This window comes from Catenulispora yoronensis (assembly GCF_039531695.1).
Classification (GTDB): domain Bacteria; phylum Actinomycetota; class Actinomycetes; order Streptomycetales; family Catenulisporaceae; genus Catenulispora; species Catenulispora yoronensis.
In genome coordinates this window covers 25,865-48,243 of the sequence record NZ_BAAAQN010000043.1, presented here as the reverse complement: position 1 = coordinate 48,243, position 22,379 = coordinate 25,865, and the positions used below count along the sequence as shown (strand labels likewise).

Here is a 22,379-nt window from a genome sequence, read left to right as displayed (position 1 = left end):
GCGTTTGGGGATACTGGCCTGGCGGAGCTCGACCATTCGACCACCCACGGGGGTACGGCTGTGGAGCCCATTTCGGCAGCGACTGCGGGGCTGATCGAGCGCGCGGTCAAGGTCGCGGCGCGCCAGGCCGCCAAGGTGCTGAGCACCGGCCCGGTCGACGGCGCCAAGCTCCCGGAGCTGCTGCGCGGACGGCGGGGCAAGAAGATCAAAGTAAGCGTGGTCCCGGGCCTGGAGCGCGCCAAGCGAAGCATCACGCCCGCCGACTTCGAACGCTTCGTAAGGGCGCTGTTCAAAGAGGCCCAGCACGAGGACACCACGATCGGCGCGATGAACGACGCCCGCCGCGACGCGGTCACCACGGCGCTGGTCTCGATCATCTACAGCCTGGAGGACGGCGGCATCACGATGGCCGCGGTCCAGGCCTGCTACCTCGACCCGGTCCGGCTGGCCGCGAACCTGCGGGAGTCCGCCCCGCACGCCGCCGAGGGCCTGGACCCGGCCCAGGGCGTCGTGTTCGACGCGATCCTGGAGGCGTCGTGCGTCCACGTCGTCGAGTTCTTCACCGGCAAGCCGGACTTCCTGGCCCGGACCGCCGTCGAGGAGCGCCAGGAGCGGTCCACCGCGCAGAACGAGGCGGACGCCAGAGCTCGCGACTTCCACGCGCGCTACCGCGAGATCACGTACAAGAAGCTGGCCAAGACACAGCTGTTCGGGCTCCAGCTGCCCCTGCATCAGCAGACGTACAAGGTCGCCACCGGGTTCGTGAATCTGACCATTGAGACGGCCCGGCCCTGGGCGGCGGGCGGCGGGTTGAGCGGTGGCGGCCCGAGCAGCCTGGCCCGGACCACGTGGACACGGCTGGAAGACCTGATCACCGAGCGCACCAGGGTCCTGATGGAGGGCCCGGCCGGCTCCGGCAAGACCACGCTGCTGCAACAGCTGACGCTGCACCAGCTGGACCGGCACGCTAACGACCGGCTGCTCTCCCGCCCCGGGTCGGTCCCGTTCTTCCTGCGGCTGCGGGAGTTCGTGCAGACCGACCGGATAGCGCTGCCGAACCCCAACGAGTTCGTCAACGCGGTGGCCCCGCCGCTGGTCGGGGCGCTGCCCGGCTGGGAGCTGGACCTGCTGGCCACCGGCCGCGCGCTGGTCCTGGTCGACGGCGTCGACGAGGTGCCCGAACAGTTCCGCGCGGCCGCGCTGGACTGGATCTCGGACATCGTCACGACCTACCCGCTGGCGCACTACATCATCACCTCCCGGGCCCCGGCCGTGAAGGAGACCTGGCGCCGGCGACTGCGCGACGAGGGCTTCACGACCGTCAGCATCGAACCGATGAACCGCGGCCAGGTCTCGGCCTTCATCAAGCGCTGGCACACCGCCGCCGCCGAACAGTCCCCCGCCGACGCCGCCGACCTGATGGCCTGCTCGACCTCGATGCACGAGGCCCTGGACGCCCGCCGCGGTATCACCCACCTGGCCAAGACACCCCTGCTGTGCGCCATGATCTGCGCCCTGCACCGCGCCGACAACCGCGCCCTGCCCTGCGGCCGCACCGCCCTCTACGAGCGAGCCCTGTACATGTTCCTGGAGAGCCGGGACGAGCAGCAGGGCATCGCGACCATCAAGAGCCACTTCACACGCAGCCAGCTGGAGGTCTTCCTGACCGAACTGGCGTTCTGGATGTGCCTGGAAAAACGCCGCACCATGCCCCGCGAAACCGCGAAACGCCACATCGGGGACCTGCTTCCACGCCTGCAAATGGACGCCGCGGCCGACGAGGCCGTCGACGCCGAGACCATGCTGTCCTACCTGATGGAGCCCTCCAGGACCCGACGATGGACCTCGTGGAGTTCCGCCACCCCAGCATGCAGGACTACCTCGCGGCGAAGCGGATCTTCCAGCGCGAGCACCTGGACTTCCTGCTCGACAACGCCCACGACTCGCTGTACCACGACGTCGCGATCATGGCGGTCGGCCAGGCCGAGGACGACCCGGAGCGGCAGAACCGGCTGCTGGACGGGTTGATGCGGCGGGCGGAGGAATCGCAGTCGATCCAGTCGGCCCAGTCCCTCCACGAGAGCCGCCAGCTCTGGCTGCTGGCGGCGGCCTGCATCGCCGAGCCGGGCATGGTCGACCCCGAGCGGGTGGAGCGGATCCGGCAGGAGACGCACGAGTTCCTGCCGCCCAGGACGACCTACGAGGCAGAGGCCGCGGCGAAGGCCGGCCACTTCGTGCTGGACCTGCTGGCGGAGCTCGCGGTCCGCGAACACCTGGACGGCGAGCAGGCGGCGGCGACCATCCACACCGCGAGCCTGGTGGCGGTCGACGATCCGATCAGCGTCGGACTGTTCCGGCGGTTCCGGAAGCGGACCGAGGAGCAGATCACCCCGGCGCTGATCTCCGCGTGGCACAAGGCCGCCGATCCCAGCGCGTTCGCCGACCAGGTGCTCGCCGACGCGGACCTGTCGCACGGCCCGGTGGGCATCAACGACCCGGAATTGATCCGCTGGCTGTTCAAGCTGCGGAACCTGACCAACCTGACCATCAATCTGCCGAGCGGGCACCGCTTGGATCTCGAATCGCTCAGCGGCATGGAGAAGATCAGGACTCTCAGCGTCGGCGGCCCCCTGAACCTGGAGCTGGCTCCGCTGACGACGCTGCCCAACCTCGGCGTGCTCAGGATCTCGTCGGCCACGTCGCTGGACTTCGCCCGGCTGTCCCAGCTCACCCACCTCACCTGGCTGGGCCTGAGCCAGATGAAGTCGGTCTCGCTGGGGCCGCTGGCCGAGCTGCGGGAGCTGGCCACGCTGAGCCTGAACAACATCGACACGCTGGACCTGTCGCCGCTCAGGCACCAGTCCAGCATCACCAGCCTCGTCCTGGAGTCCCTCGACAGCCTCGACGTCACACCGATCGCCGCCATGCGGGGACTGTCGACGCTGCGCCTCACCAACGTCACCAACACGTGGCTCCCGTCGCTGGGCGAAGCCGGGCAGATCGTCGATCTGCGGCTCTCGCACGTCGATACCGGACCGAACATCCTTCCCGACCTCACTTTCGTGTCGAGAATGGCGAACCTCAGCAGCCTGAGCCTGCGGGGCATGCCGGGCATCGACCTCTCGCCACTGGCGAAGGCGCCGCAGAACCTCCAGTTGCTGCTGTTCAACATGCCGAACGTCAGTGTGCAGGCGCTCTCCCGCCGGAAAGACATCACCATACGCCGGCACTACTGATAGTCGATCGGCCAACAGGGTCATCTCCCAGATAAGCGGCGGGTCGACGCCCGCCGGGCCGCGGGCAGCGCGGTACAGATACCGGGTGGCCCCGGAGAACTCACCGGTCCGGCGCGCGGCGCGGTTCGCCTGCTTGTTCGCCGTGGTCCTGCTGCTTGTTCGCCGTGGCCCTGCTGCTTGATCCGCAGGCCGGGGCTTATGCTGTCGCGGCGCCGGCCTCTGGCACCGCCCTGGCGCTCCAGGTCGGGTCGGACCGCCTGGCGTTCGTCAAGGACGACACCGAGGTCCACACGCTGCTGGCCGGCCGGGAGACCGAGTTCGGCGCCGCCGGGACCCGCCTCCCCGGCGGTGGCCGGGTCGCCGTCGACGACGACACCGGCCAGTACCTCGTCACCTGGCCGGACGGCACCGAGGCGGACATTGCCCCGATCAGCATCTGGGGACTCAGGATCCTGCTCCACCCGGCCGCGTCCCGGGCCGGCGCCCCGCTCCCTGCGAACCCGACCCGGGAGCAGCTCTACGGCGCCTTCGCCGACACCTGGCGCGTCACCGCCGCCACCTCGATCCTGCCCTACCCGCCGGGCACCGGTACGGCCGCCTTCACCGACAAGGCCTTCCCTGACAAGCTGCTCACCGTCGCAGACCTGGATCCGGCGCGCTCTACACGCTCAAGGTCAGCCGCAGCGACGGCGACGTCTACCAGGCGCCGGTGGTGAAGGACCAGAACTACGAGCTCATCGTCGGGTCCGACGACCAGAAGACCGGGGACTACGGGTTCACGGTGGTGACGCCGTGAGCCCATGACACCGTGAATCACCGGCGGATCCTCGGGTACCGCCACGAAAACGCCCACTCTCCGCCAGAATTGACGAAAGCTGATTCCGGCGCGCGTGGGGAGATTCGCCGATGCACGAGGTCGAGCTTGTCGTCGAGGCGCCGGCGGAGGTGGACGTCGAGACGGTCGCGCGGCTGGCCAAGCACCTCCAGGACGACCTGCGCGCCGACGGCAGGGTCTCGGTGGCCCGCAAGCCGGGTGTGGTGCCGGAGGGTGCCCGCTCGGGGGCGGCCACGCAGATCGGCGCGCTGATCGTGACCGGGGTGTTCTCCGCGACGACGGTCAAGGCGGTGCGGGACGTGGTGCTGCGGCGCATGGCCCGCTCGTCGAGGGCATCAGCGACGATCAGCTGGCGGGCCGACGCGGAGCAGGGGCGGTTCTCCGTGGAGTCCGAGGGGCTCGCGCCCGAGGAGCTGACGGCACTGGTGGCGGCGTGGAGCCGGAGCGGCTCGCAGGCCGGGCAGGCTGGGCAGACCAACCAGACCGGGCAGATCAACCAGGCCGAGCAGGCCGACCAGACCGACCACACCGACCAGACCAACCACACCGACCAGATCAACCAGACCAAGGAGGTCAAGGGGGTCGAGAGTGGGTCGCAGACTCGCGCTCCTGATCGCGACTGACGCCTACGGCGACCCCGGCCTGAGCCGGCTCCAGGCCCCGGCCCAGGAGGCCCAGCGGCTGGCCGACCTGCTCGCCGACCCCGGGGTCGGGCGGTTCGAGAAGCCCAGGGTGCTGGTGAACCGGCCGAAGGCGGAGATCGAGGCGGCGGTCGAGGAGCTGCTCACCGGTCGGCTGCCCGACGACCTGGTCCTGCTCTACCTCGCCGGACACGGCCTGACCAACGACTCCGACCGGCTGTTCTTCGCCACCGTGGACACCCGCCTGGCGCAGCGCGACTCCACCGCCGTCCGCGCCTCCTACGTGCGCGACCTGCTGGAGGACAGCGAGGCGCGGGCCAAGGTGGTCCTGCTCGACTGCTGCTACAGCGGCATCTTCGCGGGCACCGCGCGGGGCCGGGCGGACCGGCGGGCGAACGTCGAGCGGGAGATCGTCGGCCGCGGCACCTGCGTGCTCACCTCCACGACCAGCCTGGCCTACTCCTACGAGGGCGAGCGGTTCGCCGACAACGGCCGGCCCGGCTCGCCGTTCACGCACGCCGTCATCGAGGGCATCCGGACCGGCCGGGCCGACACCGACCGGGACGGCGTCATCACCCCGGACAACCTGCACCAGTACGTCCACACCGCGGTCACCTCCCAGCTCGGCGCGGACCAGCGGCCGATGCTGAAGGCCGTCGACGCGGCCGGCCGGATCGAGCTCGCCTACGCGCCGATCCACGACGACAGCGACGAGGACCGGTCGGTCGGCGGGCGCCTGGCCCTCGGGGCGCTGCTGGACCCGCCGGTCCTGGTCCCGGGCCGCGGGCTGACCTGCGAGGCCTGGGAGGGCACGGCGCGGCTGCGGGTCCCGGTCGGCCGGCACGAGGGCACCGAGGACGACGAGCCGGCGGTGGCCCGCCTGACCGGCCACGGCGGGCACCTGGTGGTGGTCGGGAAGTCCGGCAGCGGCAAGACCACGCTGATCCGCACCCTGATCACCTCGGTGGCGCTCACCCACACTCCCGACGAGGCCCAGTTCCACCTGCTCGAAGGCACCGTCAACGGCCTCGGCGGGCTGAGCCGGCTGCCGCACGTGCGGCGGGTCGCCGCGCCGCACGAGGCCGAGCTGGCCGAGGGCACGACGGCCGACCTGCTGGCCCTGATGACCGAGCGCCAGAAGCTCTACCGGGGGCTGGAGATCGACTCCGTGGAGGAGTTCCGGACCGCGCGCGACCAGGGCCGGCTGCCGTCCGGCTCGCACCCGGACGTCTTCCTGGTCGTCGACAGCTGGTGGGACTTCGCCTCGGAGCTGCCCGGCGTGGCCGCGAGCGTGCTGAAGATCGCCAACAGCGGCGAGCACTACGGCTTCCACCTCGTGGTCACCTCGCGGCGCTGGCAGGCGCTGCCCGAGGACCTGCTGCTCATCGAGAACCGCTACGAGCTGGCGCTGGACGATCCGCAGAATTCGAAGGTCGACGTCACCCTGTCCGCGATGCTGTCCACCGGCCGGGGCCTGGTGCGGGGGCGGCCGTTCCGGGTGGCGCTGCCGGTGCTGGAGGTGCCCGAGGACCCGGCGCAGATCAAGACGAGCACGATCGGGCTGCTGAACAGTGTGCGGGAGGCGTGGGAGGCCGAGCCCGCGCACCCCGCACAGCCGGGGCGGCCCGCGCACCCCGCACAACCCGGGCGGCCCGCGCTCCCCCCGCGGCTCGCGGAATCCGCGGACGTCGACCTCGCCACGCTGCTGAAGCTCACCCGCGACCTGCCGATCGATCCCAAAACCTTGTGGCGGCAACGGACGTTTCGCAACCTGCTGCGGATCCCGATCGGGGTCGACGGCGCCGGGAACCCGCTGCTGCTGAACCTCAAGGACGCGGCCAGAGGCGGTGACGGCCCGCACGGCCTGTGCGTCGGACCCTTCGAACGGACAGCGCTTCTGCGCACCATCGTGCTGTCGTTGGCGCTGACCCACTCCCCGGACGACGTGAACTTCCTCCTGGTGGACAGCCGGCCCGGTACCAGGTTCTCCGAGCTGGAGCCGCTGCCGCACGTGACAGCGGTGCTCCGCAACGTCGCGGACACCACGACGCTGCTCGATCGCATCGCCGAGTCGATCAGCGGCGAACTGCTCCGGCGGCAGACCGTGCTGACGCAGGCGGGCAACTACGGAAGCGCCGCCGAGTACGAAGGGGCCCGTCGCCAGGGAGCCTCGCTGGAGCCGCTCCCCGCGTTGCTGATCGTCTTCGACGACGCCGGTGAGCTGCTGGGTCTGCAACCCGACTTCATCGACTTGTTCGGCATGATCGACCGGATGGGCCGGCTCCTCGGCGTCCATCTGCTGCTCTCGCTGTCCCGGTTCGAGGCCGACCGGCTCGGGCCGCTGGACGAACGGCTGACCTACCGGATCGCGTCGGGCATGTCGAGCGCGGCCGAGAGCCGGGCGGTGATCGGCGTCCCGGACGCCCATCAGCTGCGGGATCCCGGTCTGGCGTATGTGCGGCGAAGGCAAGCGGATCCGATCCTGTTCCGTGGCGCCCGCACGGACCGCACCCGGCGCCCGAGGCCGGCGTTCAGCCTTGACGATCTCAAGCGCAGCGGACACGTCACGGCCGCGGAACGCCAACCCGCTTTCATCGAGGAGGCGATCGCGGCGCTCAAGGGCCACGGGCGGCCCGCCCACCGGATCTGGCTGCCGCCGCTGGGCGATCCCCCCGCCCTGGACCTGCTGATCCCACCGGACCGGCCGCCCGAGGACCGGCTGCGGATCCCCATCGGGATCGTGGAGCTGCCGTTCAAGCAACGGACCGATCCGCTGACGGTCCGTCTCGACGGAGCCGAAGGCAATGTACTGATTGTCGGCGGGCCGTTGTCGGGGAAGACGACGCTGCTTCAGTCGCTCGTGGCCGGTATCGCCATGCAGAACAGCCCCGAGCAGGTGCAGATCCTCGGCATCGATCTCGGGGACGGCGGACTGTCGGCCTTGGCGGGACTCCCGCAGGTGTCGGCGATCGCGAGGCGGTCGGAGCCGGATCTCGTCCGGCGGGTGGTGGGCGAGGCCGCGCGGGTCGTGCTGCGCCGCCAGGAGAAAAGGGATTCCGCCAACCCTGACAGCACCGCATCGCAGAGCCCGGACAACGCGGTCCTCGCCATTGACGACTGGGGCCTGTTCCGCACGGCGTTCGAGGACCTGGCCACGACGGTCAGCGCCCTGGCACAGGTCGGGCCGGGCGGCGGACTCCACGTCGCGATCACGGCGTCGGGATGGAGCGAGGTGCCGCAGATGCTTCAGGAGTTCATGGGCACCAAGCTCGAACTCCGGCTCGGCGCCGCCAAGGAGAGCGAGATCAGTCGGCGGGCCGCGTCGAACGTTCCGTTCGGCAGTCCCGGGCGCGGGATCGTCGCGGGGCCTTCGCATTTCCTGGCAGCGGTGCCCCGGGCGGACGGGCGCGAGAGCTCGGCCGACCTCGCGGCCGCCACCAGAGCCTTGGTGGAGGGAGTCGCGGCCGCCCACAGCGGGATGCGCGTCCGGCGGATCAGAACTCTGCCTCGCATGGTGCCCGCGGACGAGCTCCGGCGGGACCACGCGGCGACCTTTCCCGAGGTGCTCATCGGTGTGGACGAGGCCGAGTTGGCGCCGGTCGCCTACGACTTCTCGCGGCACCAGCACATGCTGATCTACGGGGACTCCGGTTCCGGGAAGACGGCGCTCCTTCGGCTGATGGTCGCCGACCTTCGACTGCGCAAGCTGCGGCAGGCCCAAGTCGTGCTGATCGAACGCCGCGGCAGCCTCACGGATATCAGCCAGGCCAAGCGGGCCGTCGCCATGATCGCCGCCCGACGAGAGTTCGTAGTGGAAGAAAGCTTTTTCGGTGCGCCGGGCAAGAAGGGCGAGGCGGCGGCCGGGACAGACTGGCCGGCGCTGTTCATCGTCGTCGACGACTACGACGTCGTCGCGAAGGCGGCCGGAGACCCCCTGAAGGCACTGGTCGCGGAGCTGCCACTGGCCGTGGAGGTCGGACTCCACCTGGTGATCGCTCAAAGCACCAAGGGTGCGCGGGGCGACCACGCCGACCTGCTAGTACGGAAGCTGCGCGAATTGGACGTCGGGGGCGTCATCCTGTCCGGCGATCCCGGCGAGGGACCGCTCATCGAGGGGATCGGCGCCGGCAGCCAGCCGCCTGGCCGGGGAACGCTGGTCCACCCCGGACAGGCGCCGCGAGTGATTCAGGTGGCTTGGGAGCCTCCGAGCACGATGCCGCGGCCAAGGCTTGAGCCACAGCCGGAACCGCCTAAGTGACCTGGTCCCTGGCCACCTTCCGCAGCTCCTGCTCCGCCGCCCGCCGATTGTCGACCGTCGACCACCACCAGTGCCGGTACAGCCGCTGCACGATCGCGGCGCGCTCGTCGTAGGCGGCGGCGGACCGGGCTCGCAGCTCGGGGCTGATGGCCGCGGTGCCGCGGGCGATCGCGAGGCCGGACGGCATCCCGCGGACGATGTCCGAGTACTGCTTGTCGACGCGGACGAAGGCGTTGCGCAGCTCGACGAGGTCTTGGGGCGGCCGGTAGCGGTCCGCCACGCCGATCAGGCCGGGGCCGGCCTCGGCCGAGGCGGTCAGCCAAACGGCAGCGTCTATGCGTTCGCCGTGGTCCTCGTCGGGCTCGAAGCCGAGACCGGCATCGGCGACGCCCTCGGTCGGCTGCCAGTTGTCGTAGCCGTGGTCATCGCTGGTGTGCTGGTCCTCGACCTCCCACGGCGAGGGCTCAGGCCGATCCTGTAAGAAATCCGTCTTGTCCTTGGTGGTGACCCACATGTGGTTGCCACCGCGCCGGGTCTTGGCCGGCAGGAACAGCGGCACGTAGTCGCCGCTCGCGCTGCGGGCGATCAGATCGTCCAGATAGACGCCGAGCGCGAGATCCCAGCAGGCGTGCCAATCACCGCAGCGGCCCCAGCCACGTTCCGGGCACGGGGTCGCGCGCCGCTCGTCGCACCGCTCCATCCGCAGCTCCCGCACACCGCCGCGGACGTTGAGATTGAGGTTCCGATCGGCATAGCGCCGCCAGTCGGCAACCCGATCCAGCCGGGTCCAAGGTGCACGGTCGATGGCCGCGGACTTGCGGTCGTCGACGGTCCACATCGGCATGACGCCGTGGGCGTGCGCGCGGCGGCTGCGACGGCGAACGGTGTCGGCGCCGATCTGCCGGAACTGCACCTCCCAGCCGATGGCGTGACCGCCGCGTCCCTTGACCAGGACCCCCACTCCGCGACCGCCACCGGCGGCCTTGTCCTCCAGCAGCGCCTCGAACCCGGCGTGCTGGGCGGACACCGCGATGCGCTCCTTCAGTGCTTTGCGACGGGAGATCTCGGACGAGGGGGAGGCGTGCGGACCGGCGGAGGCGTTGACATGACAGGCGATGCGCTTGCGATGGCGAATCGTCACGTACATGGGCTCGCGGCAGGAAGCACCGTCCAGGCCCATGTCCGTGCAGCGCAACAGTCCGGGGTCGAAGGGCCGGGAGCGGTAGATCTCCTCCCACAGGCCCGGCCGGTCCGGATGTCCGAGGTCGTCGAGGGACAGGTCGAGTTCGATGCCGTACCTGGTGTGATAGACATGCTCGGTCACACCAGCAGAATAACTATGAACCCTGACAAGTGGCCGGGAGCGCCGTCGTCAGGGTGCTTCGTCACAGGTCAGAGGCCGTTATCCCGGTCGGTGACACGGGTTCCGGCGGCGCCGGCGCCCGCTCCCCGGCCGCCGCCAGCCGCTCCGACCACGCCACGACCGCCGGCACCGCGAGCCCCGTGGCGGCGAAGATCCCGCCGACCACCCACCACCCCGGCGTCCCCCAGTCGATGCACAGTCCGATCAGCAGCGCCGGCCCGATCGTCACCCCCAGTCCGAGCCCCATCCCGAACAGTCCCTGGTACTGCCCGACCGCCTGCTGCGGCGCCATCGCGAACGAGAGCTCGAACCCGCCGGCCGACTGCCAGATCTCGCCGATGGTGTGCACGACCACTCCGGCCAGCACCAGCGTCACCGCCAGCCACGAGGGGACCGAGGCCAGCGCCGAGAAGATGACGCACGACGCCAGGAACGCGAAGCCCGCCCGCCGGAACGCGACGCCTCCGGCCCGCGGGTTGTCGATGCTCTTGCTCGCCCGCACCTGGAGCACCACCACGATCGCCGTGTTGACCAGCATCACCGCCGACACCGACCAGCGCGGCGCATGGGTCCGGCTGAGCAGCCACAACGGGATGGCGGCGGTCAGGACCCGGAACTGGATCGCCATCACCCCGTCCAGCAACGTCAGCGCCAGATAGGGCCGGTCCCGCAGCGCGATCCACCGCCGGCCCGGGCGGCTGGGTTCGGCAGCCAGCGCGGGCAGCAGCAGCACCGTCGCGGCGGCCGCCGCACTGCACACCGCGCTTCCCGCGAGCAGCACCAGATAGGCGTCACGACTGCCGTCCTGGATACCGAAGCCGGCCAGCACCGCGCCGAACGCGATGCCCACGTTGGTCACCGACCGCAGGTAGGCACGGAACTCCGCCGGCCGGTCGCCTCCGTAGTGCTTGACCAGCGGCCCGCGCGCGGCCGGGCCGGTGCTCTGCGCGATGGCGGCCACCGTGGCGAAGACCAGGAACGGCCAGAACCCCTTCGTGAGGCAGAGTCCTGTCATCGCGGCCGCCGCCGTCGCCAGCGTGATCGCGTAGACCCCCCGGGACCCGCGCCGGTCGGCGAGATGGCCCACCGGCACGCCGGCGGCGAGCGCCACGGCGCCGGCCACCGTCAGCCCGACGCCGACCCGGGAGGGCGCCAGTCCCATCGCCCGCGTGAAGTAGAGCACGCTGGCCGTCAGGTAGATGCCGTAGCCGGTCATCGCGAGCGCCGTCGCGAGCGCCAGCACCCGCCGCGGTCCCCGTTCGGGGACCAGCCCGGCGACGACTCCGCTCAGAGGTTTGGCCGCCATCACGTCAGCGACCACAGCCCGGGCAGCCGGTCGGCGGCCGCGTCCTGCACGACGAACCGCACCGTCTCCACGAGTTCGTCGGCGAGCTTGCGCGCCAGGGTCGCGTCGTCGGCGCCCACCACGACGAAGCCGACCCGGTCCGACGACTGTCGTAGGGGCTTGATGTCGTCGCCGGGGCCGATCAGCAGCTGGGCGTGCAGAACGGCGGGATGGGCGAGCAGGTCGTCCCATCCCTCGACGGCGGTGACGCGTCCGGGCGGCGGAATCAGATACCTGACAGCCGCTCCCCGGGTCGGCTTCAGGGCCCGCTGCGCGCCGTCGTTCCGCCCCAGCAGGTCGTCGAACACCAGCCCGAAGACGTCCAGGCCGGGCACCGCGTACTGGAGCATGGTGTGGATCCAGTCGCCGCCGAACCGGCCGTGCACCTCCCCCAGCACGATCCCGTCGACGGTGCGCCACAGTTCGACGTGGAAGGCGCCGGCCCGCAGTTCCAGCGTGGACAGCGCCGCGCAGACGTGGGCGACGATCTCGTGGCGCTCGTTCTCGGGCAGTTCGGCGGGCAGCACGTGGCCGACCTCGACGAAGAACGGCGGCGGCGCCTTCTCCTTCGCGGTGATGGCCAGAACCCGCGGTTCGCCGTTCAGGAACACGCCTTCGACGCTGTATTCGGGTCCTTCGACGAACTCCTCGACGAGAAAGGGCGCGTCGCTCGGCAGGGCCTCGATCGCCGCCGGCAGGTCCGCGGCGCCGCGCACGAGCGACACCCCGATGCTGCCCATCGCGTCCCGGGGCTTCACCACCCACGGTCCGGCGGACTCGGCCAGGAACTCCTCGGCCGCATCGGCATCCGCACAGAGCCGTACCGCCGGCTGCGGGAACCCGGCGGCGGCCAACGCGATCCGGCACTGGTCCTTGGTCCGGATCCGCCGGACGGCGTCCGGCGGATTGCCCGCCACCCCGAGGGCGTCGGCCACCTCGGCGACGCTGACCTGCGCCATCTCCTGCAACGCGAACACCGCGTCGAACCGCTCGCCCTCGGCCTCCCGGTCCCGGGCCCACGCGACGGTCTGGTCCGGCTGCGTGAAGTCGACCGCCGACACGGCGTCGGCGGCGGCGCTGATCTGCGGTGTGGCCGCCAGTACGGCGGCTTGGTTCACCACGTGGGTGCGGATCCCGAGAGCGCGCGCCTGGTCCAGCGCCTCGCCGACCATGGCGGTGCTGATCGGGACGGCGCGCGCGCCGCCGACGAACAGCAGGGTGGGCGGGTCGGACGGGTCGGGCAGGTCGGACGAGGCGGACGGGTCGGGCAGGTCCGGCGTACTCATCGGTTCACACCTTTCGCAGTAGTAGTTGCGCTTTCCGGCCCAGACGCCGCGGCCGCCAGGTCCGCCCCAGCCATGTTCGCCCCGGCCGCCACCGCCAGCCGGGCCAGCACCTGTCCGGCCGCGACCACATCGCCGACGGCGCAGGCCAGCTCGCCGACGACGCCGTCGGCCGGGGCGAGCAGCCGGTTCTCCAGCTTCATGGACTCCACGACCACCAGGACGTCGCCGGCCCGCACCGCCTCACCGGCGGCTCGCGGCAGCGCGACGACGGTCCCGGGCATGTCGGTGCGCACGGCACCGTCGGATCCGGCGGCGCCGCCCTCGGCGAACGCCTCCAGCGTCAGGACTTTGCGATAGCCGCCTACTGTGACGTCGTAGCCGTCGGCGGTGCGCAGCCCGGTCCAGCCGAGGTCGTTGACGAAGCCGTGGAACAGCCGGCCGCGGCCGCGCGTGGAGACCTGGAGCGTCTGTCCGTCGACGGTGACGTGGACCAGGCCGCCGGCCGCCCCGACGAGGGCGGCCTGCCACGAGCGGTCCTCGGCGTGGACGACGGTGCGGCCCAGCGGCGCCTCGGGGTCGAGGTCGCCGCGGCCGAAGGCGCCGATCGACCCGGTCCAGGGCGAGTCGGCGGCCGGGACGTCCATCGCCGCCGCGCAGGCCACGGCCAGGCGGGTGCATCCGCGGTGCGCGGAGCCCGCGACGAGGTCGTCGACGAGGTGGGTGTCGGTGCGGCCGGCGAGCACCTCGGGTTCGGCGAGCAGGCCGCCGAGGAAGCCCAGGTTGGTCGTCAGGCCGGCGACGCGGGATTCGCGCACGGCCGTGCTCAGGCGCCGCAGCGCGGCCGGCCGGTCGGCGCCGTGCGCGACGAGTTTGGCGACCATGGGGTCGTAGAACGCGGGGACGTCGCCCCGGTCGTCGAACGCCGCCTCGACCCGGACGCCGGCGGGCCAGGAGACGTCGGACGCGGATCCGGGGGCGGGCCGGAAGCCGTTCTCCGGGTCCTCGGCGTAGACGCGGCACTCGATGGCGTGGCCGGAGGCCGTGATCTCCCGCTGGGTCCGGGGCAGGGGTTCGCCGGCGGCGACGCGGAGCTGCCATTCGACGAGGTCGACGCCGGTGATCTCCTCGGTCACCGGGTGCTCGACCTGGAGGCGGGTGTTGACCTCCAGGAAGAAGAAGTCCTTGCCGTCGACGATGAACTCGAAGGTCCCGGCGTTGACGTAGCCGAGCGCCTCCGCGCCCTGCACGGCGGCGGACAGCAGCGCGTCGCGGACCCCGGGGGCCAGATCGGCGGCCGGGGCCTCTTCGACGATCTTCTGGTGCCGCCGTTGGAGCGAGCACTCGCGCTCGTATAAGTGCACGACGTTCCGGTAGGCGTCGCCGAAGATCTGCACCTCTATATGACGGGGCCGCGCGACGTAGCGTTCGACGAGCAGCCGACCGTCGCCGAAGGCGCTGCGGCCGATCCGCACGGCCTGCTCGACGGCCTCGGGCAGGGCGTCCGCCTCGCCGACGACGGCCATCCCCTTGCCACCGCCGCCGGCGACGGGCTTGAGGATCACGGGGAAGCCGATGCGCGCGGCCTCGGCAGCAAGTTCGGACACTGATTCGGTGGCGTGCGAGGAGCCCGGCAGCACCGGGACGCCCGCCTCCGCCATCAGGGTCCTGGCTCGGGCCTTGTCCCCCATCGCCGCGACGGTCTCGGCGCCGGGTCCGACGAACACGAGCCCGGCTTCGGCGACGGCCGCGGCGAACCGGGGGTTCTCCGACAGGAAGCCGTAGCCGGGATGGACGGCGTCGCAGTCGGTGCGCAGCGCGGCCTCGACGACGGCCGCGACGTCCAGGTAGCTGTCGGCGGCGGCCGCGCCGCCGAGCAGCACGCGTTCGACCGCGCCGTGCAGGTGTGCCGCGGAGTGGTCGGCTTCGGAGTACACCGCGACGTACTCGATCCCGAGGCGGCGGCAGGTCCGGGCGATCCGCCGCGCGATCTCGCCGCGGTTGGCGATCAGGACGCGTTTCAGCATCGGCCTCACACCCGGAACACGCCGAAGCGCGTGGGTCGGCGCGGCGCACCGGCCGCGGTCGCCAGGCACAGGGTGAGCCACTCCCGGGTCTCGGCGGGATCGATGACCGCGTCCACCCAGAGCCGCGCGGCGTAGTACAGCGGCTGCGACTGCTCCTCGTAGGCGTCCAGGATCGGCTTGCGGATCGCTTCCTCCTCCTCCGGGCTCAGGGTCCGGCCCTCCTTGGCCAGCTGGTCGGAGCGGATCAGGGCCATGACGGTCGCGGTCTGCTCGGCGCCGACCACCGTGGACTTGGCGCTCGGCCACATCGCCATCTGCCACGGCCCCATCGAGCGCCCGCACATCGCGAAGTTGCCGGCGCCGTAGCTGCCGCCGACCACGACGCTGAACTTCGGCACGGCGACGCAGGACACGGCGTTGACGAGTTCGGCGCCGTGCTTGGTGATGCCGCCGGCCTCGTACTCGGCGCCGACCATGAAGCCGTTGATGTTGTGGAGGAACACCAGCGGGATGTCGCGCTGCGCGCACAGCTCGATGAAGTTCGTCGCCTTCTGCGCGCTCTCGGAGAACAGCACCCCGTCGTTGATCAGGACCCCGACCGGGTAGCCGCCGATGTGGCCGGTGCCGCAGACCATCGTCGGCCCGAACCGGGCGCGGTACTCGGTGAGCTCGCTGCCGTCGAGCAGCCGGGTGAGGATCTCCCGGGCCGGGATGTGCTCGCGCAGCCCGGCGCTGACGACGCCCGGCAGTTCGGCGGGGTCGTGCAGCGGCGGGCGGGGCTCGGTCGGCGGGGCCGGCACCGCGCGGCCGCCGGCGCGCGCCGCGATGTCGCGGACCAGCCGCAGCGCGTGGTCGTCGTTCTCGGCGAGGTGGTCGGCCACGCCGGTGAGCCGGGTGTGCAGGTCGGCGCCGCCGAGGGTCTCGGCATCGACGATCTCGCCGGTGGCGGCGCGCACCAGCTGGGGTCCGCCGAGGAACACGGTGCCGGTGCCGCGCACGATGACGGTCTCGTCGCACATGGCCGGGATGTAGGCGCCGCCGGCGGTGCAGGAGCCCATGACGGCGGCGATCTGCGGGAGTCCGAGGGCCGACATCTCGGCGATGTTGCGGAAGATCCGCCCGAGGTGGTGCTCGTCGGGGAACAGGTCCTCCTGCATCGGCAGGAACACGCCGCCGGAGTCGACGAGGTAGATCGAGGGCAGGCCGTTCTCGCGGGCGATGTCCTGGGCGCGCAGGTGCTTGCGGACGGTGAGCGGGAAGTAGGTGCCGCCCTTGACGGTGGCGTCGTTGGCCACCACCATCGTCGGCCGGCCGGCGACCAGGCCGATCCCGGCGACCAGCGCGGCGGAGGGCACGGGCTGGTCGTAGACGCCGTGCCCGGCGAGCTGGCCGATCTCCTGGAAGGGGGTGCCGGGGTCGAGCAGCCGGGCCACGCGCTGCCGGGCGGTGAGCTTGCCGCGGTCGGCGTGGCGCTGGTGGGAGCGGGCGTCGCCGCCGGAGACGGCCTGGCGGCGGGCCTCGGCGATGACGCGGCGTTTGGCGTCGAAGGCGGTGACGTTGCGGCGGAAGCCGTCGGAGCGCCGGTCCAGGCGGGTCGGCAGGATCGCGGTCACCGGGTTCCGTCCCCGGCCGGGGCGAGGTCGTCGCGCAGTTCCTTCAGTAGCGCAGCGAAGGTCTCGATCTCGGTGCGGGTCATGTTCGCGCGCAGCATCAGGCGCAGTCCGGCACGGCCCCGGCCGATGATCGGGAAGAAGATCGGGGAGGCGTAGAAGCCGCGCTCCAGCAGGTTCTGGGCGAGCTGGACTGTGGCGTCCTCGGACCCGATCTCGACGAACCGGATCGGCAGGCCGTCGCGGCTCTGCTCGGTCTGGACGAGGTCGTCGAAGAGGTCGATGTTGGTCTGGAGCCGCTTCTGCAGCCGGGCGAACTCCTCGGTGCGGTGCAGCGCGGCGGAGGCCTGGACGGCGCCCAGGCCGGCGGTGTTGATCCGCTGCGACCACATGAGAGGTCCGTTGCGCAGCGCGAGGTTCTTGCGGTGCTGGGAGCCGCGCGGGCCGAGGAAGATGGCGCCGCCGGAGGCGCCGAAACCCTTGTTGAGCGAGGCGATGATGATGGTGCGGTCGGTGATGGCGCCGCCGAGTTCCTCCAGGACCAGGCCGCGGCCGTTCCGGCCGAGGGTGGAGATGCCGTGGGCCTCGTCGAAGTACAGGAACAGGCCGTACTTCTCCTGCAGCCGCAGCAGCTCCCGGACCGGGGCCTGGCCGCCGGTGCTGTAGACGCCGTCGGCGACGTAGGCGACCTTGGGGTGCCGCTTGCAGAGCTCCTCCAGCGCCGCGACGTCGTTGTGGGCGACGGTGACGATCTCGGCCTCGTCGGCGGCGGCCGCCTTCAGGGCGTTGAGGCAGAAGTGGGCGTTCTTGTCGAAGACCATCACCGGCGGGACGTCCTCGGTGAACAGCCCGGAGGCGACCAGCGGCAGGCTGGCCCAGGCGGCGACGGCGCAGGAGGCGGTGGTCACCGCCTCGACGTCGAAGAGTTCGGACAAGGCGGCCTCGGCGTCCTCCAGCGCGGGGAAGCGGATCCGCATCCGGGAGGTGGAGGTGTTCAGCGAACCCTCGGCCAGCACCGCGTCGGCCGCGGCCCTGACCAGCCGGGAGTCGGTGTCCAGACCGAGATAGGAGTAGGAGGACATGTTGACGAACTCGTGCCCGTCGAGCGTGCGGTGCCGGCCGTCGCCGAGGCCGGAGACGATCAGGCCGAACAGTCCGGCGCGGTCGGTGACGTCCCAGAAATCCCCGCTGATGCTGGCCAGCTTCTTTATATTCATATACGTATGCATGGTGGCGGTTCCTTACGCGTAAGAATGAAAGCCGCGGCCCGACTTGCGGCCGAGGATCCCGGCCTCGACCATGCGGGACAGCAGCGGCGGCGGCGCGTGCAGAGGTTGGCGGGACTCGGCGTGCAAGGCTTCGGCGATGGCGGCGACGACGTCCAGGCCGATGAAGTCGGCGAGCTTGAGCGGGCCCATCGGGTGCGCGCAGCCGGACTCCATGGCCTGGTCGACGCTCTCGGCCGAGGAGTATCCGGACTCGACCATGCGGATCGCGGCCAGCAGGTAGGGGATCAGCAGGGCGTTGACGACGAAGCCGCTGCGGTCGCCGACCGTCACCGGCTTCTTCCCGAGCGCCGTGACGAACTCCTCGGCGCGGCGGCACACGGACTCGTCGGTGAGCAGCGTCGGGATCAGCTCGACCAGGTCGAGCACCGCGACCGGGTTGAAGAAGTGGACGCCGAGCACCCGCCCGGGGTGCTGGACCACGCCGGCCAGCCGGGTGATGGACAGCGCGGAGGTCGTGGAGGCCAGGATCGCGTCGGGCTCGACGACCTTGTCCAGGGTGGAGAACACGGCCAGCTTCACGGCCTCGTCCTCGACCACCGCCTCCACCACGAGTTCGCGGTCGGCCAGGTCGCCGAGATCGGTGCCGACCGAGACGGCGGCCAGCGCCGCGTCCCGGCCCTCGGGGGTCAGCCGGCCCTTGGCGACCCGGCGGTCCAGGGAGGCCGCGAGGCGCCGGGGCGCCGACTCCAGCGAGGCCGGGCGGGAGACCGCGAGGCGGACGTCCAGTCCGTTCAGCGCGCAGAGCTCGGCGATCCCGGCGCCCATCGTGCCGGAGCCGACGACGCCGATCCGGGTGAAGCCGGCCAGGGCCCGCGTCGCGCGGGACGGGGTCGGCTCGGCCGACGCGGAAGTCGTCGGGACCGTTGTCGGAGCGGTCGTCGGGGCGGTTGTCGGAACACTTGTCGAAGCAGGCGTCGCAGTCGAAGCAGTCGTCGGGGCGGTCACCAGGTCACCTCCGCCACGGCCGCGGCCGCGCGCTCGGCGTCGCGTTTGGCGACCTCTTCGCGCACGATCGGTATGACGTAGCGTCCGAAGTCGATGGCGTCGCCGAGCAGGTCGTAGCCGCGCGCCGACAGGATGTCGACGCCGAGGTCGTAGTAGTCCAGCAGCGCCTGCGCGACGGTCTCCGGCGTCCCGACGAGCGCGTTGGAGTTGCCCGCTCCGCCGGTGACGGCCGCGGTCCGGGTCCACAGCGCGCGGTCGAACCGCTCGCCGCGCCCGGCGATCTCGATCAGCCGCTGCGATCCGGTGTTCTGCGGCGCCTCGCCGCGCAGCCGCCGGCGCTTGAGCTGGTCCGGTCCGCCGGCGGTCTTGCGCTGCTCGATGCGGTCCACGATCCGGTGCGCCTTCTCCCAGGCCAGTTCCTCGGTCGGCGCGATGATCGGCCGGAAGGCGACCTGGATGCGCGGGACGTCGCTGCGCCCGGCCGCCGCGGCGGCCGCCTTGACCGCCGCGATCTGCTCGGCGGTCTGCTCCAGCGGCTCGCCCCACAGGCAGTAGATGTCGGCCTCGGCGCCGCCGGCCCGGTAGGCGGCCGGCGACGATCCGCCGAAGGACACCGCCGGCCGCGGCTGCCGCACCGGGAACACGTCGCTGACGAAGTCGGCGAAATCGTAGTGCGCGCCCTGGTGGCTGAACGGCTCGTGCGAGGTCCAGGCCTGCTTCACGATGCCGATGTACTCGCGGGTGCGCTCGTAGCGGTCGTCCTTGGTCAGGAAGTCGCCCTCGCGGCCCTGCTCGGCGTCGTTGCCGCCGGTGATGAAGTGCACCGCGACCCGGCCGCCGCTGATCTGGTCGATGGTGGCGAAGACCTTGGCCGCGTAGGTGGGATAGGACAGGTTGGGGCGGTGCGCCAGCAGCAGTTCGACGGTCTCGGTGCGGGCCGCGATGTAGGCGGCGGCCGCGGCCGGGTCCGGGCTGGCCGAGCTGTAGGCGAACAGGATCCGGTCCCACCCCCACTCCTCGTGGGCGCGGGCCAGACGCAATGTGTAGTCCTTGTCGAAACTGGGTCCGACGCGAACCTTGGTCTCGGAGGCATCGCTGGTGGCGGCGATGCCGAGGAATTCCACGGGCATGGCGAGAAAGGCCTTTCGGCAAGGGCGGCATGGTGGGGCGCCGTGTGAAAGCGGACCTGATTGGCGAAGCAGAAGACCGACGATGCGGCCGCGGGGCGTCAGCGGCAACAGGAAGCCGACCACACCCGACAGAAGTCGATGTGGTCCCGGGTGACGAGCCGGACGCTGTTCACCCTTATTGAATATCAGCATTCGAAGACAGCCGTCAACAGGCAATCATGGGACCGTTCGCCGACAATGCTTTTCGGCGACCTTTTCTTTCCCTTTCCGAAGCAATTTCGGGAAACGGTTGACCGACTTTATCGAGCGCTGATAGAAATGGCGTGTGAACGTATCTGGATCCGCTGCTGAAACCGCCCCCGAAACGGCCCGGGAAACAACCCCGGAAACGGCCCCGGAAACAGCCTGGCGCGATTGGGCGGGACAGCGGGAGAAGTCGATCCGCTCCCCCTACGGATTCCTCGCCCTGGTGGCGACCGACTGGCTGGACGCCACCGAGGCCGACCTCGGCCTGGTCCCCGGACGGTGGTCCGCGGCCCCGGACGGCCGCGTGCGCGTGCGCGCCGGCGCGGCCGACGGCCTGCTGCTCGCCGACGAGCCGCTGGACGGCACCGCGGACCTGCGCCCGGACCTGGACCCCGAGCCGCAGACCCTGACCCACGGCGCGCGCCGCCTGGTGCCGATCGTGCGGGAGGGCCGCGCGGGCCTGCGGGTCTTCGATCCCTCCTCCCCCGCGCACGAGTCCTTCGACGGCATCGAGCTGTTCCCCTACGATCCCGGGCTCGCGGTCCCGGGTGTCTACACGCCCTACGACGCCGAGCGCGTCGAGCAGGTCCAGAACGCCGACGGCGCCGAGCGCGGCCTGGCGCTGGCCGGCGAGGTGGCCTTCGAGCTCGGCGGCGAGCGCCGCACGCTCGCGGTCTCGGCCACCCCGGCGGGCCTGAACGCCACCTTCGGCGATCTCACCAACGGCGCGGACACGTTCGGGTTCCGGTTCCTGGACCTGGCCGCGCCGGACGAGCAGGGCCGGGTCGAGGTCGACTTCAACCGCGCGTACCTGCCGCCGTGCGCCTTCACGGACCATTCGCTGTGCCCGCTGCCGCCGGTCGGCAACCGGCTGGCGGCGGCGGTCGCCGCCGGCGAGCGCCGGGCGGTGTTCCGGCGGTAGCGGTCCCGGTCCCGCGATCAGGACCGACGGCCTCGGCGGATAGGAGCGCCGAGGCCGTCCCGCGTTTCCGGCGCCCGCCTTCGCCGGAAGCCTCACAGCAGGGGTCGGACACACTCGGCGAAGGTGTAGGCCTCCTCCAGGTGCGGATACCCGGACAGGACGAAATCCTCGATGCCGGCGTCCCGGTACTCGGCGATCCGCGCCGCCACCTCCTCGTGGCTGCCGACCAGCGCGGTCCCGGCGCCCCCGCGCACCAGCCCGATGCCGGCCCACAGGTTCGGCGCCACAACCAGCCGGTCGCGGTCGCCGCCGTGCAGCGCCAGCATCCGCTGCTGGCCCACCGACTCCAGCGCGCGCAGCCGGGCCTGCCCGGCGGCGATCGCCGCGTCGTCGAGCCCGGCGATGAGCTGGTCGGCGGCCTGCCAGGCGGCTTCGGAGGTGTCCCGGCTCAGGACGTGGATGCGCAGTCCGAACCGGGTCTTGCGGCCCTGGGCGTCGGCCTTGTTCCGGACCCGGGCGATCTTCTCGGCGACCAGCGGCAGCGGCTCGCCCCAGGTGAGGTAGGTGTCGGCGTGCCGGGCGGCGACCTTCAGGGCGGCCTCGGAGGAGCCGCCGAAGAAGATCTCCGGGACCGGGTCCGGCGGCCGGCGCAGCTGGGACTCCAGGACGGTGTAGTAGGCGCCGTGGTGGTCGAAGGTGCGGCCGGACCAGGAGGCGCGCAGCACGTCCAGGAACTCCGAGGCGCGGGCGTAGCGCTCGTCGTGGTTCAGGCAGTCGCCGTAGGCGCGCTGCTCGGCGTCGCTGCCGCCGGTGACCACGTTCAGCAGCAGCCGGCCCCCGGACAGCCGCTGGAAGGTGGCCGCCTGCTGCGCGGCCAGGGTCGGGGCGATCAGCCCGGGGCGGAAGGCGACCAGGAACTTCAGGCGCCGGGTGGCGGCGAGCAGCGCGGAGGTGACGATCCAGGCGTCCTCGCAGTGCGCGCCGGTCGGGGTGAGGACGCCTTCGTAGCCGAGGCTGTCGGCGGCTTGGGCGAGCTGGGTCAGGTAGGGCAGGCTCGCGTCCCGGCCGCCGGGGGCCGGCGCGGCGTCGGACGCCCCGCCGATCCCGGTGCCGTGGACGGCGCCGCCCAGGCTCCGGCCGTCTCCTCCGGTGGGGAGGAACCAGAAGAAGGCCATGATGGGCTCCCTTGCGGGTGTGGTGGGTGGTCGGCGGGCGGCGGCCCGCCGACCTCGAACTGCTCAGGACAGCT

The 22,379-nt window shown here is 71.6% G+C and carries 15 protein-coding genes; 6 read left to right on the top strand and 9 right to left on the bottom strand.

What is annotated here, in order from left to right; genetic code table 11:
- The first annotated feature begins 60 nt into the window (after positions 1-60).
- The 4 genes from ABD481_RS29740 to eccCb all read left to right on the top strand — a co-directional run bounded on the left by ABD481_RS29740 (position 61) and on the right by eccCb (position 8,970).
- On the top strand, positions 61-2,028 hold the full coding sequence (locus ABD481_RS29740) for an NACHT domain-containing protein (protein ID WP_344669104.1): 1,968 nt from the start codon (positions 61-63) through the stop codon (positions 2,026-2,028).
- 1,363 nt (positions 2,029-3,391) lie between these two features.
- A complete protein-coding gene (locus ABD481_RS29735) occupies positions 3,392-3,952 on the top strand; it encodes a hypothetical protein (RefSeq protein ID WP_344669103.1) in 561 nt (186 codons plus the stop codon).
- A gap of 190 nt (positions 3,953-4,142) precedes the next feature.
- A complete protein-coding gene (locus ABD481_RS29730) occupies positions 4,143-4,694 on the top strand; it encodes a hypothetical protein (RefSeq protein WP_344669102.1) in 552 nt (183 codons plus the stop codon).
- Positions 4,660-8,970 carry a type VII secretion protein EccCb gene (eccCb, locus tag ABD481_RS29725; RefSeq protein WP_344669101.1) on the top strand — a complete coding sequence of 1,437 codons (4,311 nt, stop codon included), beginning with the start codon at positions 4,660-4,662 and terminating at the stop codon, positions 8,968-8,970. The genes ABD481_RS29730 and eccCb overlap by 35 nt, the downstream gene beginning before the upstream one ends.
- On the opposite strand, the gene ABD481_RS29720 is transcribed toward eccCb, so the two are convergent.
- The 8 genes from ABD481_RS29720 to ABD481_RS29685 form a co-directional block, all read right to left on the bottom strand.
- Positions 8,963-10,294: a hypothetical protein gene (locus tag ABD481_RS29720; RefSeq protein ID WP_344669100.1), complete on the bottom strand. Its 1,332-nt coding sequence runs from the start codon at positions 10,292-10,294 to the stop codon at positions 8,963-8,965. The genes eccCb and ABD481_RS29720 overlap by 8 nt on opposite strands.
- 61 nt (positions 10,295-10,355) lie before the next feature.
- Complete coding sequence (locus ABD481_RS29715; protein WP_344669099.1) at positions 10,356-11,639, bottom strand: MFS transporter; 1,284 nt, start codon at positions 11,637-11,639, stop codon at positions 10,356-10,358.
- A complete protein-coding gene (locus ABD481_RS29710) occupies positions 11,639-12,964 on the bottom strand; it encodes an ATP-grasp domain-containing protein (RefSeq protein WP_344669098.1) in 1,326 nt (441 codons plus the stop codon). Before ABD481_RS29710 ends, ABD481_RS29715 begins: the two co-directional genes overlap by 1 nt.
- A complete protein-coding gene (locus ABD481_RS29705) occupies positions 12,961-14,988 on the bottom strand; it encodes an acetyl/propionyl/methylcrotonyl-CoA carboxylase subunit alpha (protein WP_344669097.1) in 2,028 nt (675 codons plus the stop codon). Before ABD481_RS29705 ends, ABD481_RS29710 begins: the two co-directional genes overlap by 4 nt.
- A gap of 5 nt (positions 14,989-14,993) precedes the next feature.
- The gene (locus ABD481_RS29700; protein ID WP_344669096.1) at positions 14,994-16,601 is read right to left on the bottom strand and encodes a carboxyl transferase domain-containing protein; all 1,608 of its coding nucleotides are present in this window, start codon (positions 16,599-16,601) and stop codon (positions 14,994-14,996) included.
- Positions 16,598-17,827 (bottom strand): 8-amino-7-oxononanoate synthase family protein, encoded by a 1,230-nt coding sequence (locus tag ABD481_RS29695; protein ID WP_344669095.1) that lies wholly within the window; start codon positions 17,825-17,827, stop codon positions 16,598-16,600. Before ABD481_RS29695 ends, ABD481_RS29700 begins: the two co-directional genes overlap by 4 nt.
- A 12-nt stretch (positions 17,828-17,839) precedes the next feature.
- A complete protein-coding gene (locus ABD481_RS29690) occupies positions 17,840-18,652 on the bottom strand; it encodes a 3-hydroxybutyryl-CoA dehydrogenase (protein ID WP_425559320.1) in 813 nt (270 codons plus the stop codon).
- Positions 18,653-18,828: 176 nt separating this feature from the next.
- A complete protein-coding gene (locus tag ABD481_RS29685) occupies positions 18,829-19,962 on the bottom strand; it encodes an LLM class flavin-dependent oxidoreductase (RefSeq protein WP_344669094.1) in 1,134 nt (377 codons plus the stop codon).
- Between the two features lie 60 nt (positions 19,963-20,022).
- On the opposite strand from ABD481_RS29685, the gene ABD481_RS29680 reads away from it, so the two are divergent.
- Together ABD481_RS29680 and ABD481_RS29675 are read left to right on the top strand one after the other, a co-directional pair.
- On the top strand, positions 20,023-20,313 hold the full coding sequence (locus tag ABD481_RS29680; RefSeq protein ID WP_344669093.1) for a hypothetical protein: 291 nt from the start codon (positions 20,023-20,025) through the stop codon (positions 20,311-20,313).
- Positions 20,288-21,130 (top strand): DUF1684 domain-containing protein, encoded by an 843-nt coding sequence (locus ABD481_RS29675; RefSeq protein ID WP_344669092.1) that lies wholly within the window; start codon positions 20,288-20,290, stop codon positions 21,128-21,130. The genes ABD481_RS29680 and ABD481_RS29675 overlap by 26 nt, the downstream gene beginning before the upstream one ends.
- A gap of 92 nt (positions 21,131-21,222) precedes the next feature.
- Here ABD481_RS29675 and ABD481_RS29670 read toward each other — a convergent pair whose 3' ends face one another.
- Positions 21,223-22,305 (bottom strand): LLM class flavin-dependent oxidoreductase, encoded by a 1,083-nt coding sequence (locus tag ABD481_RS29670; RefSeq protein ID WP_344669091.1) that lies wholly within the window; start codon positions 22,303-22,305, stop codon positions 21,223-21,225.
- Between the last annotated feature and the right edge of the window lie 74 nt (positions 22,306-22,379).

Coding starts and splice junctions, on each gene's coding strand:
- ABD481_RS29730 (WP_344669102.1), top strand. CDS start 4,143: ATGCACGAGGTCGAGCTTGTCGTCGAGGCGCCGGCGGAGGTGGACGTC.
- ABD481_RS29715 (WP_344669099.1), bottom strand. CDS start 11,639: ATGGCGGCCAAACCTCTGAGCGGAGTCGTCGCCGGGCTGGTCCCCGAA.
- ABD481_RS29710 (WP_344669098.1), bottom strand. CDS start 12,964: ATGAGTACGCCGGACCTGCCCGACCCGTCCGCCTCGTCCGACCTGCCC.
- ABD481_RS29705 (WP_344669097.1), bottom strand. CDS start 14,988: ATGCTGAAACGCGTCCTGATCGCCAACCGCGGCGAGATCGCGCGGCGG.
- ABD481_RS29695 (WP_344669095.1), bottom strand. CDS start 17,827: ATGCATACGTATATGAATATAAAGAAGCTGGCCAGCATCAGCGGGGAT.
- ABD481_RS29690 (WP_425559320.1), bottom strand. CDS start 18,652: ATGGGCGCCGGGATCGCCGAGCTCTGCGCGCTGAACGGACTGGACGTC.
- ABD481_RS29685 (WP_344669094.1), bottom strand. CDS start 19,962: ATGCCCGTGGAATTCCTCGGCATCGCCGCCACCAGCGATGCCTCCGAG.
- ABD481_RS29670 (WP_344669091.1), bottom strand. CDS start 22,305: ATGGCCTTCTTCTGGTTCCTCCCCACCGGAGGAGACGGCCGGAGCCTG.